Annotated in this window: 11 protein-coding genes; 3 read left to right on the top strand and 8 right to left on the bottom strand. The window is 34.8% G+C overall.

Annotated elements, in window-relative coordinates:
• The first annotated feature begins 389 nt into the window (after positions 1–389).
• The 3 genes from KKG99_12960 (at position 390) to KKG99_12950 (ending at position 5234) form a co-directional block, all read left to right on the top strand.
• A complete protein-coding gene (locus KKG99_12960; protein MBU1013906.1) occupies positions 390–2240 on the top strand; it encodes a tetratricopeptide repeat protein in 1851 nt (616 codons plus the stop codon).
• A 184-nt stretch (positions 2241–2424) separates the two neighbouring features.
• Positions 2425–4698 carry a PAS domain S-box protein gene (locus KKG99_12955; GenBank protein ID MBU1013905.1) on the top strand — a complete coding sequence of 758 codons (2274 nt, stop codon included), beginning with the start codon at positions 2425–2427 and terminating at the stop codon, positions 4696–4698.
• A gap of 53 nt (positions 4699–4751) precedes the next feature.
• Positions 4752–5234, top strand: coding sequence for a response regulator (locus tag KKG99_12950; GenBank protein MBU1013904.1), 483 nt, complete (start codon positions 4752–4754; stop codon positions 5232–5234).
• A gap of 17 nt (positions 5235–5251) precedes the next feature.
• On the opposite strand, the gene KKG99_12945 is transcribed toward KKG99_12950, so the two are convergent.
• From KKG99_12945 to KKG99_12910, 8 genes are all read right to left on the bottom strand, one after another.
• The gene (locus KKG99_12945; protein ID MBU1013903.1) at positions 5252–6022 is read right to left on the bottom strand and encodes a hypothetical protein; all 771 of its coding nucleotides are present in this window, start codon (positions 6020–6022) and stop codon (positions 5252–5254) included.
• Between the two features lie 877 nt (positions 6023–6899).
• Positions 6900–7679 carry an ADP-ribosylglycohydrolase family protein gene (locus KKG99_12940; protein MBU1013902.1) on the bottom strand — a complete coding sequence of 260 codons (780 nt, stop codon included), beginning with the start codon at positions 7677–7679 and terminating at the stop codon, positions 6900–6902.
• A 195-nt stretch (positions 7680–7874) separates the two neighbouring features.
• The gene (locus KKG99_12935; protein ID MBU1013901.1) at positions 7875–8291 is read right to left on the bottom strand and encodes a hypothetical protein; all 417 of its coding nucleotides are present in this window, start codon (positions 8289–8291) and stop codon (positions 7875–7877) included.
• Positions 8278–9759, bottom strand: a complete 1482-nt coding sequence (locus KKG99_12930) for a DUF2779 domain-containing protein (protein ID MBU1013900.1) — start codon at positions 9757–9759, stop codon at positions 8278–8280. Before KKG99_12930 ends, KKG99_12935 begins: the two co-directional genes overlap by 14 nt.
• A gap of 66 nt (positions 9760–9825) precedes the next feature.
• Positions 9826–11133, bottom strand: a complete 1308-nt coding sequence (locus KKG99_12925; GenBank protein ID MBU1013899.1) for a type II toxin-antitoxin system HipA family toxin — start codon at positions 11131–11133, stop codon at positions 9826–9828.
• Positions 11127–11480: a helix-turn-helix domain-containing protein gene (locus KKG99_12920; GenBank protein MBU1013898.1), complete on the bottom strand. Its 354-nt coding sequence runs from the start codon at positions 11478–11480 to the stop codon at positions 11127–11129. Before KKG99_12920 ends, KKG99_12925 begins: the two co-directional genes overlap by 7 nt.
• A 208-nt stretch (positions 11481–11688) precedes the next feature.
• Complete coding sequence (locus tag KKG99_12915; GenBank protein MBU1013897.1) at positions 11689–12099, bottom strand: response regulator; 411 nt, start codon at positions 12097–12099, stop codon at positions 11689–11691.
• Between the two features lie 505 nt (positions 12100–12604).
• The coding region (locus tag KKG99_12910; GenBank protein ID MBU1013896.1) for a hypothetical protein at positions 12605–13091 on the bottom strand (487 nt) is incomplete at its 5' end.

Here is a 13091-nt window from a genome sequence, read left to right as displayed (position 1 = left end):
AAGGAGGGAAGCCATCCCTTTGGCATGCGTCAAGCAGGTTAGATATATTTGAGCAATATGACCCGGAGGGAGTCGCTCTATAATCATAAAATTTAAAAATATTTTCTGTATTAAGTTTGGTTAGGTCTTAGAATTCGATTCATCAGGAGAGGGTTGAAGCAATGCAGTTTATTGATGCTGGTAATATATACCTCAAAATTATATATTACTGATAGGTTGCTTGCTGTTTTTATATACATTTGCACCACATATCAAATTTGGTATGAATTTTTGATGCTATTTAGTATCATCTTCAGCCATCAGAACAAAATATTATTATTCATTAATTTTAATAGTTAAATCTAAGGATTTAATTATAAAGGTTGTGTTTAATATTAATAATTTAAAAAATGATTAAAGGGAAAAATTGCTTGTTTGTTTGTTTAATACTATTTTTCGCTCCTATTGCATTACTCTCACAAAATGATTCAGCTCTTTTTTATACCAAACATTCAGAAGAATCATTTATCAGTTCCAACAAGCTTTCAGTCATAAAGATGTCCTCTATTTCAGAAATTTACGAAGTATTCAACAAATCATTAGCGAAAAATCCCAATGCCCCCGAAATCAAAAAGCTTCTTGATTCTATTTATTCAATAAAAAATAGCAGTTTCAGTCTACTCGACAGTTGTAATATGCTTATTGAAGTTGGACAAACATTGCGTAAAAAAGAATTACATGTTGAAGCTTTAAAACTATTTTTTCTCCTTCATTCCTATTTTCAGGAAAAGATAATTGAGAAGCGCGACGATTATTTGCTGTTTGCATGTATTAAGTTAAACATTGGAAGGGTTTATGGTGAAAATGGTATTTGGATTACATCCTTGCAATATCTTAATGAAGCATTGAATATATCAGAAAACCAGGATAATCAGAAAGGCATTGCCTGCGCATTACATTATATTGGATCACTATACATCCAAAAGGATGATTACACAGAAGCTAAAAAATACATTAATGCTTCAATCGTTATTAATCAGCAACTTGGGCTGAAAAAAGAACTATTCAATAATTATAATAACCTGGCCTTCATATATGTTTTACAAGAAAATTTAACTGCTGCATTGGATTATTTCATTTTAGCATTGGATCAAATTGACAAGAGTGATAATTCCAATAATTTGACGGCCATTTATACAAACCTTGCCTTGGTCAATTCAAAATTGGGGAAACCACAAGAAGCACTGGCCTATATAAATCTCGCCGAAAAATACCAAGTAGACAAAATTAGTTCAGTTTACATACCGGAAACAAAAGTAGAAATTTACTGGCGATTAGGGATGAAAGATAGTTGTATGAAATATTTAAACGAAGGCCTTGCAGTTTACCCAGGCATTAAGAATACTTCTGTCCAATTATCGATTATTAAAACCGCTTACGAGTATTTTAGCAAGAGTGAGGATTATAAATCTGCTTATAATTATTCACTAATATATCAAGTGCTCAAGGACTCTATACAGAATATCAACAATCAGCTAAACTATAGCATATTAAACACTATTAGCAGTATAAACAGTGTTGAAATGGAAAACAATTTACTCAAACAAAATTTATCTAATGAAAAAGGAAGTATAAAACAAAAGATTGTTTGGTTCATGTTCATTTCAGCTATTTTATTAATTACCTTGAGCTTTTTCATTCTTTTTTTAAGAAGCAGGAAAAGAGAAATAAAAATACTGACTAAAAATGCAGAAATGAATGCAAGATTAGTTCAACAACAAAAACAAATTTTGCTGAAAAATGAGGATGAGCTTAGCAAAGAAATTGATTACAAAAACCGTCAACTTACTTCAACAACTTTGCAACTTGCCCGTTATAACCAATTTATTTTAAAAACCATTAAAGAGCTTCAGAGTGTTATTCTAAACCTCAAATCACACGAATCGTCAAAGCAAAAGCAGATCCAAAATATAGTAGGCGAATTGCGTCATTTTATCTCTGGTAATAATTGGAACGAATTCCGCTTATGCTTCGAAGAAGTCCATCCATCATTTTATGAAAGCATCAGCAGTGACTTTCCTACTCTCACTAAAAATGAGTTGAAATTATGTGCGCTTATTAAACTAGGGCTCTCTAACAAAGATATAGCTTCTGTCATTTCTAGGGAAATCCGTAGTGTCGAATCTGCCAGAAACCGATTAAGGAAAAAATTCGGTATAGAAATTGAAAATTCCCTGTTCAATTTTCTTTCATCTTATTAATTCTGTTTATCAGTATATTACTGACTATTGAGGTAGTAATATGTTGAGGGTTATTTTTTTACAGTAGCCATAAATAACTCTGTACCCAGTCCGTCTCTTAAAATAGTAATATATTGGTCATTTTATATCAATAATTATTTGTCCATATTAAAGTAAACTCGTCAACTATTATTAATAGATAGTTATGAAAGGAAATCTGAATAAATTTTTTTTTATTGAGAAAGCTATTCTGGTCAATCGCTTTAGGTTTATTGTAATTATAGTTTTGGCTGCCATTGGAGTGCCAACTGGATTACTTATGGGAATTAAGTACGAGCTCTATGTATGCATTCTACTGGGTGTTATTATTATTTTTTATAATTCTCTTGGGTATTTTTATGTGAAAAAAAAGGGAGATGCCGTAGAATTAAATAAACTAGTTTCTATAATACTTTTCCAAATACTGGCCGATATTATTATTATTACGGGTATTATTCATTTTTCGGGAGGGGTTTTTAGTCCTTATGCTTTTTTTTACTTTTTTCCTATAGTGGCAATAACATTATGTCTGTCGGATTTCCCTCGATTTTGTTATTATAGTTCTGCAACAGTAAATGTTTCTTATGTTGCTATGCTCTTTTTGGAATACTTCAATGTAATTCCGCCTCCAGAGGTGTATTCCGAACTCCTTGAGGTGTATGCAAATCCTTTTCAGCTTATTTCCTTTGGAATTCTAGTTCCTTTAAGCTTTTGGGTAATATCATATGTTTTGGCTCAAGCCAACATAATGATTAAAAAGAGAGAGCTAGCTCTCGAAAATTCTGAGCAGCGTTTTAAGCAGATTGCTGAAAATGCTAAAGAAGGGATATGGGAAATGGATACGAATGGATTGATCACTTATTCCAATTCCGTAATTGAAAATATGATGGGTTATAAGCTTGAAGAGGTAGTGGGCAAGAAATATTTTTATGATTCATTTTGTCCGGAAGAGAAAGAAAAACTAAAGAATATCATATTTGACAAGTTTAAACAAAAAATACCGTTTCGGGATTTTCCGAATCTTTACAAAATTAAAAACGGTGAATATCTTCATTTTTTAACAAGTGGGGTTCCTATACTTGATGACAAGGGAAATCTGCTTGGTTATAGGGGGGCAAATATTGATATTACAAAACAAAAACGCGCAGAGCTTATTCAGCAAGTTATCCTTAATATTGCCAATGCCAACCAAGTTGCTACTGGTTTGAAGGAGATCATGCAAATTATTCAAAAAGAATTGGGGCGATTAATGGATACTCACAACTTTTATATTGCACTTTACAATAAAAAAACTGATTATATTCATATACCGTACTATCAGGATGAAAAAGATGATATTGTCGATTTTCCTGCAGAGAAGACACTTACGGGAATTGTTATTAAACAGGGAGTGTCACTTCTGCTTAATGACGCAAATGCTAAAAAATTAGAAGAAGAAGGAAAGATTGAATCTGTAGGCTTTGATTCGGAAATATGGTTAGGGGTTCCGCTAAAAATAAAAGGGGAGGTAACAGGTGCATTTGTGGTTCAGAGTTATTCCAATCCAAATGCATATTCCGAAAAAGATAAAGAAGTATTGGAAATCATTTCTCACCAGATTAGTATATCAATTGAACGAAAGAAAACCGAACAGAAACTGGTAAGAGCCCTTAAAAAAGCCACCGAATCCGACCGTCTAAAAACAGCATTTCTGGCCACTATGTCGCATGAGTTACGAACCCCACTCAATGCCATCATAGGATTCTCAAGTGTTATTCATGAGGATTTGCCAATCAGTGATATTGTAAAGTTTAGTAAAACAATTAATGATAGCGGAAACCATTTATTAAAGATAATTGAAGATATTTTCGATATTTCTTTAATTGAATCTGGTGTAATAAAAATTCAAAAAATAGAAATTAATTTGAATATTATTCTGAAAGAGATTCATGAGATCATTAAACACGAACAGGAAAAAACAAATAAGAACCATCTTGATCTGAACCTAATGCTCCCTTCGTATGAGAAAGAATTAGCTATTATTACAGATCCTGCAAAACTTAAACAAATACTAATAAACATTCTAAAAAATGCACTTAAATTTACGCATGAAGGAAGTATACATTATGGTTATAGCATCGAAATAGTTAATGGTGAACCTATGCTTAAATTTTATATTGAAGACACTGGTATCGGCATCGCTAAAAACGATCAAAGAATTATTTTTGAAATTTTCAGGCAGGTGGATGAATCATATACCAAAACATACGGAGGCGCAGGAATTGGATTAGCAATTTCTAAAAAATTGACTGAACTTCTTGGAGGTAATATTTGGTTCGAATCAGAAGGACGAAAAGCAGGTGGAACGGTTTTTTATTTTACGATTCCGTACGAAGGGTATAGAATTGCCGATAATATTATTGAACCTAAGACAATGCCCAAAGATGAAAATAAAAATTAGCTCATCATGAAAACAGTTTTAATTGAAGAGAATTTTGAACAAAATATAAATCATTGAAGCTAGTGCTTGACCAAGCAGGAATTAATACGCTCTGGGCTAAAAATGGTGAAGAGTCAATTAAGTTATGCCAAGACAACAACAATATTGATTTGGTTTTAATGGATATCAACATGTCTATTATGAATGGATATGAAGCTACCCAAAAAATAAAAACGTTTCGTCCAGATTTGCCAATCATTGCCCAAATAGCTTTTGCTATTGCAGACGACCGACAAAAGTCACTTGATGCTGGATGTGATAAAAATCAGATAAATATTTCTTGCCATTTAAAAATTGTTTTTTGTTATTATTTTTTCAATTTGCCCATATGTTCCTTTAGTAACTATATCCGCCCATCCTCCTATACGGCGGACAGGCGTGGTATGTATTGTTCACTTTTTAGTGCTATTAATATTTTAAAAAAATCAACCTGTGCTATTTGTTTTGGGGAGAAAAACAAACTCATACTGTTTTATTGTACTGAGTTGAAAATATAAGAAAAAACATGAAATGATCAATTTAGAAATTTATGGTTGAGTAATTCTACTCCTTTTTTAATTGCTATTCTTGTTCTGTCATAAGTACTGTATGTATTATCTGCTATTGCAGAAATATCCTTCCAACTTATATGTGGATTAAAGACTGCTGCACCTAGTTTGAATACTGAATAAATTGGAGGCTCATTGAACCCCAGGTCTTTGTATAGCAAGTTAGCCCAAACCTCAGCGATACAATCTGTTCTATGCAATTGTTCTGCATCAAAAGGTTCAGTGAATTTGGCTTCACAGACCAATAAAAGATTATCAATAGTTATGACAAGATCAGGTTTTGCATTAAACATAGCTTGCATAATTCCATAAACTTTGTTCTCGCTTTCTGATAGCTGAATGCCGACTGATTTTGCCTTTTGTTTAATTTGTTTAGGATGTGTCAAACTTATAACGTTTAATGGCTTAGGAAGTTGAGAATAAAGGCGGCAATCTGAGATGTTCTCCTGCTTCATTATTAATTGTGTCAAATCATCCATAAAAGGATTAATATCTGGCCTGGTATTTTGATAAGCATCGCGGATAATTGATACCTCACAAAAAATGGTGACATTATCATACCGTAAATTTTGAAATGAACCGTTACCATTTTTAAATGATAAGTTATTTTTTGATAAAATGCTGATAAATTGACCAAGTGGACTTTCTTCTTTCGAGTCAAGATTTTCATGAAGTAATCGGAACAGATGGGCGCATATTGCTCTCTCTTCTCTATTATAATTGTCGTAGTTGGGCATCAGACAGGATGTTAAGAATGATGTATTTGTTGATTGAATATTCTTAGCCAAGATACAAAAACTTCAGACTCTTATTACCCTCGCGAGCCGCTGCGAGCGGAGCAGCCCCCGCTTGGAAGGGGAGGGCGGAGCTTTTTATCGGGGATGGGAAAATGAAGCGGCTGAACGGAACATGTGGAGTGAAGCTGCTGAAGCGGGATCTTTTATGAAGCAACGAAAGTTTTTGACCGAACGAATGTTATTGAATTATAAGTTATGAGTTATAAGTTGAATTGTAAGTTTTGGATTATTGTTTTTACCGGATTACATGAGTGAGGTTAAACTTGAGATGCCTTTATAAATGATGAAGGCAAAAAGCGAAGCCCATTGCAAGCGTTAAATAAGGAATGGAGCATTCTAAAACACCCCAGGGTGATTATTTATAAGGAATAGATGCGGAATGACGAAATTGGGGCTGCGACACGCAGGCGAGCACAAAAGATAAGGTGCGGTTAGCCCCCAATTATTTATATTGAGCAAAGCGAAACAACTTTGGGGTTTGGGGGCTAAGAGTAGCACCGAGTGAGAAGCACCGCAACGCTTTGCAGGGGCTGAATAAAAACAAGGCCATGGAGCGAAGCAAAGCTTCGCAATTATGAATTATCCGCCACGGCGGACAGGTGAGTTATGAGTTTGTTTAGGTTCAGGTTGGAGTTGTTTTATAGAGGTTAAGCGGAGCGGAATGATTTATTTTGCCTTGTTTTTTTACAGCAGGCGAAGGCGCAGCCCGGAGCCGACCTGCATAAGTGAGGAGCGCACGAACACCGCTTAACCTGCGAGGGTACAATAGCTATGATAAATGATAAATAGTATCGGGTATCTTAAAAGGGTATGCTGATTAAGGAATATTAAAATTAAATTTTTTATCAAATTTAGTTATCAATTCCAGGAACTCCTGAGGTAATTTAGCATTTACGAAATCAATAATCGTCTGAGGGATATTCTTATAAAATGCAGAAGCAATCCCTCCAGTGATACAGGCTATTGTGTCGCTGTCTCCGCCAATGGAAATGGCTAATCGAATCGCATTTTCATAATCGGAACTTTCCAAAAATGCAATTATAGCTTGTGGTACTGATCCCTGGCATGTTTCATCAAATTTATAAGAAGGTCTGATGCTAGAAATGGTATCCTCTAAATTGTAATTGAAGGTTTTTGAAATGTAATCCTTAATAAATTTTTTGGTATGCCCGGTTCTAGCTAAAAATATAGCGGAAGCGATTACCTGAGCACCTTTAATCCCTTCCGGATGATTATGTGTAACTTCTGCTGATTGTTTGGCTACTTCTAATACCTGAGATAAATGATCATAGGCAAAGCCAACTGCGCTAACTCGCATTGCAGATCCGTTTCCGAAACTATTATAGGGTTTTAAATCAGTGTTTCGAATCCATGAGGCAAAATGACCACCATAACCTCTATTGGGATATTGTCTGGCATAGTCCCATATTGTTTTAGCAAAATCTTTTTTATTTAGAATACTATCAGCAACTGCTAAAGTTAAAACAGAATCATCCGTAAAATCACATTTTGCATTGAAAATAGGGAAATCAATGTTATTAACATTATTCCATTCATAAACTGAACCGATTATATCTCCTGCAATTGCGCCGATTATTGTATGTGGATTTTTCACTATCTTTTGTTTATCTTATTTATATTTTTGAATGGTCATTTTGCTATTAATAAATTCTTTGGAGAATAGAGGGATGTCGTCCCTGTTAGGCGGGAAGCCATCCCAGTGATCTATAATAGTTAATTGAAAAATCACCAACTATTTTTGGCATCATTACCTTTTTCAATTGACCAATTATTATTGATTAGCACCTATATAATTTTCAATACCAATAATATTTTCAATTCGTTTTTCCAGACGTTGAAGTATTTTTGGATACTCATCATTACCATAATAATTTTCTATCTCTCTATATTTACCATCCTTTAGCTGTATTGATGTTATACAAGATGGATTGCATGTAACCTCAAATTCTATCTTTTTTGGTTTAATAGTAAAGTAATTATACTTATGAATAGCTTTATTCAGTGCTTTGATTGACTGAGAATCAATCAACCATGAATGATGACCCGTTTTCTTTACAAAATTTTCACCCTCATATTCTATCTTACCATTTGAATATATTTCAACTAAATAAACCGGGCAAGTACCCATACATCCCGTTCTTCTTAAAGATATCTTTTCAAATTCAGAATATTTTTCAACTATTCCCATATAATACTTTTAATATTTCAACCATGGCCAAAGTATCCAGTTTGCAATATGCAAGCAAATCATCCCGGGTTTGTTTGATTTTGTGTTCATCCGTTTCGTTGTAAAGACTTTCAAAAGCGATACTGGCAGATCCTCCTTCATTAATGTTTAGATTTTTATAACTCAATTCAGGAACCAATGCTGGTAAGACCTTTTTAATTGAGTAGGAACCTTTCATTTCGGGGGTGTAATAATGTTTCTTTGAAAAAGGATCCATCAGGTCAACCACTCGTTGATTAATTTCGTTTGTTTGGTTTTGGTATTCGGGGAAGTCACTGCCAATTTCATTTAGTCGTGCGGTTTCAAAACCTTTGTTATAGACTATTATATCACCTTCTTTGCCAATGTCTTGAATAAGTTGCCTGATAAACGAAAGGCGTGGATCATCTTTGGCTTCTGCCAAAAATTCTTTATGAATTAGTTTTCCGTTTGGTTTATCTAAAATGTGAAGCGAATACTGAAAGCATATTTGCTGAAATGGTCTTGATTGATCAAACATCGGAACTGAAGGCTGAAATGTCTCAAAATCCAGAAAATATAAAGGATATTTCAGTTTGTTAAGAAAGGTGTTTATTTCAGTTTTGTCAATGATTGATTCTCCATTCTTCTCAGCCAATACCTGGAGTTGTTGATTGGAACTCAGAGGATAATCATCAGGAATATCAGAGAGCTTGATGATGCCCTTTTCATATAAATCAAATTTTTTGTCTTCTGACAGGCGTGAAATATTAAAAATGCTGTATTCAGGAACATCTTTCCAGCAATGTCCCATAAAACTGCAAGGGTAAGGATTGCTGCATTGAGGACCTATACTAATAGAAGGGCTGGTATCATCCTCAAGCATTCCTTTCATCTGTTTAATGTATTCTTTTACTTTGGGCAGGAGAGGGAGAATCTGGTCTTTAACGGACTCAATAGTAAATAATTCATGTAAATCAAGCTCTCCATTTCTCACATATTGGTTATTCAGATACACCACCGATATATCTTCCAACTCAATACCTGAGGAAATCATTACATGATATTGAAATGCAGTATCCCATAAATAGGTTTCTTTTACAGAGGTTGAACCTTTTACTTCACAGGCATGCCATTTACCATTCTTTTTTTCCATTATATCTATAAAACAAAGCAGATTATCATAGCTAAAACCCGCTTCGTAAATGGGTGCTTCCCCCAGTATCAGTTGATCTGTCTGTTTGAAGACTTCTAAGAAGTTATGTGGAATATAGCCTCCTAAATCGGTTCCTCCCGGAAAGAGTTGTTGAGCCAGTATTCCGATATTTGTTCCTTTATCAAATATAGCTTGCTGAGATTCTGAAATCTCATCTTCCAGCTCCGGATGGTACTTTTTTAGATAGAGGGATTTATGGCATTGAAGTCCTTTGATGAAGGCTGATTTTGAAAGGTTATATGATCGTTTTTTCATGGGTTGATTTTGAATAGTATTCTTGGGTTGTGGGGTGCCACCCCTTGGAGGATCATCTTTAAGTTTCTATTTCAATGGTTTTAAGGTTTTAGAAATATTGTCACGTCTTTCGCTACTCACATTGGTTTTTTTGGCATAAGCGCTCCAATTAACTACAACATTTTGTATTTCTTCAATGATTTTATCGGCTTTCCTTAACTTATTTGTTAGAGCAATTTTCATCAAATCGTCCTTCAAGATGTTTTTGTGCTTCCCGTTAATGCTTAATGTTTGCTGACTAACCCATCTGTTTTTAGGATCGTATGAATAGCAAACATCATATGCCGGAGCCAATTTCCAATTTTCACCTTTCTTAAGGATGAACCCAAAGTTTTTTGTGTGATCATCATAGTTGACAGCCAGTACATTAAATACCATCCTTCTAAACATTTGTTCAGCTTCAGGATAACTCAACTTCAACATCCGCATGGTTTGGAAGAGTTGTTCGTAACTATATCCATATATATTATTGAAATCAAAATGTTGTATCGCACAAAGTGTTTGTACATGGTGCTTTGTTTCATTCCCTTCCCTGTCAAAGCGTTTGGTCATAAAATGTGCACGATCTCTTTCCTCAAGTAATTGACATTCCGTCATTTCAATGCCACAGTCTTTGGCCATCAGATAATAAGCCATTTCTACTCTACCCCAGCCCTGGCTTTCTCCGAATTGAGCATCGCCTACGCCATCTAATTTTATTAACCAATGCTCAAATCCTTTTGGAGCCTTTGCCTGACCAGATTTAACTTCTCCCGTTTTTTGGTTATAAGCAATAACAGCTTTTGGCCTGGCTCCACCTGCAGAGGTTCCAATCTTTAAAATTTCCATCATGGCTTTTTGCTCATCTGCCTGAAGATTGGTTTCAAATTCTTCTCTTTTGGATAACATCTTTTGGGCCATATCTACCAAGCTTTTTATTTCGATAGTAAAGGCTTGTTTAGTAGCTTTTAGTTGAGCAGGTTCAAATTCCAATGCTCCCATTCCACGGGTGCCAATGAAACATAGTTTCTCTACTGGGTTCATGCTGTCCTTAGGGCGACCTTCTTGTGCAAGCCAAACGTCGATGAGCTGATTACCATATTTGTCAGGTAATGCATCGGCAAGTAAGCCCGGAAGCCCACTAAAAGAGTCAGGCTCACCAATACGGCCTGGACGTAATTCGGGGAAGGAGTAAATGCGGTTCCCTGAACGTAATGGCATTTTAAGTGGTGAAAGGTCATATCCTTCAGCGAGAAACTTCGTGTCATACTGAAAACTCGCAAACCTTTCTGATTGATCCCAGCGTACGACACCTACAAGTTCTCCCCATATTTTTACATAAGCATAATCTACCATTGGGAATCGTTGTTTGAATTATTTTCTTCACTTTGATTTCTTGCCCGTTGCCTTTTGTTCTGTTTCATCTTAGCATATTCTATGGGGCTTATTTGCTCTTTCACTTCGAAAGCATTCATAATATATAGCAGATCCAATACACGTAGCACCTGAATAAAACTACTTAATGTTACTGTTTCTCCCCGTTCTAATAAACTTAGTGTAGAACGACTAATGCCTGCAGCAGTAGATATCTCATCTTGAGTCTTATTTTGATTAAGACGGTGATGCTTTATAAAAGCACCTATGGTTTCACTTAAAGCATTATCACTCATAGAAACCCAATCTACGTATGATTTATCATTCATAAAGCCTATATTTTATTGTTACTGCATGATTACTCATACAAATATACGCATTATTATATCTTTGTCAAGTTTTATGTGTATGATTTATCATTCATAAAGCCTATATTTTGTCATTAATGCATGATAATTCATTCATATAACCGTAGAACGGGATGTCGTCCCGGAAAGGCGGGAAGCCATCCCTCCTGATTTTTAATTGAACGGCTTTTTATACATCTATCAAGCAAGCTTCAATTGTTTTCAGATATGGTACCCATTGCAAAGGTTTTCTGAAGTAAGCTGTTGCTCCCCGTATTATACAATTTTCTGAATGCCCTGTTGCAGACTGTGTACTTTGAACAATGATGGGTACCAGATTTTCTTGTCGTAGAGTAAATAGATGTTCGTAATGCAAATGACCATTAAAAAATATCTCACTAAGTATTAAATCATAATAATTTTCCTGAACCAGCCAGAGTGCATGCCTCAGGCTTTTGCTACATTGAAGTTTTATTTTATATTTCTTTAGCTGGAAATAATGAAGCTGATGATTAAGCTCATCCGGATCGATTAAAAGTACGCGTTTGCCGAAGCAGGCCTGAGAAACCGTTCCGGCATTTTTAGTGTTTGATTTTTGCATAGCTGTAAAAATTAATGATTACACAATGCATCCGCCAATAGGCAGATGCTGCTATGTTCCACATTGTTTGGGGAGATCCTCTTCGTATCATAGGCAAGGAGGAGATTTTATCCACCTTCGCTAAAGCTACAGTGGACAAGGAAAAAGCGTGGAACTCAGCCTATCCGTATCAGAGGTACCGCTAAGCACCCTTACCTACAAACAAGCAAGCCCACGCCTTGGCGTGAGCGCTTCTGCTTAACCTTGTAGGTAATCATGAATTTAGCGGTTTTCTGATACAAGAATTATAGCTAACGCTATTTTTTATATGTCTTTATTTATTTTTTTCCGCCATAGGCGGATGTTTTCATATGTTTTGTTTTGGTTTAAAGCAAAGATAAATGTTTTTTGAGATCAGATGCAAGATACAAGACACAAGATTTTAGATTAGCTCAATGCAGACCTGCATGCGGCAAACAGGCATGTCTGCATTAGCGGATCTTTTGTTGTAATCTAGCATCATTAATTAATAGTTGATTAATAGTTTATGTTTTTTCAATTTTATATTATCTGAACAATTGCATGTTGTATTGTATACCAATTCACTACCTTCATCTTCGAATAATCTTGTAATTGATGTCCTTTCTTCATCTGATAAGTTATTCTCCATAACATTTACTTTTAACTCCATGTCGATCAATGCATTACTTCCAAATGACTGTCTATATATGTCAAGAGCCTTTTTTAATGAATACCCAAATATTTCTATCTTCTTTGCACCTAATTCATTAGTTGTTAAATAAACGCACTTTATATCCAACTCGTTCTTTTCTTTTAGGGTGATATATTCAGCTTCGCTAAGACTAAAATGCAAGGTTACCACTGCTTGTGTGTTACTAGGGATAGACTCAATATTGATTTTAAAAAGTCTTTTTGAATAATCAACCTCACTCTCATGAAAAGAACCCATAATATTTTGGGATGTTTCTAGTTTAGCAACACCCAATATTGAT

It is taken from the genome of Bacteroidota bacterium (assembly GCA_018816945.1).
Classification (GTDB): Bacteria; Bacteroidota; Bacteroidia; order Bacteroidales.
This window is presented reverse-complemented; position numbering and strand designations above follow the sequence as displayed.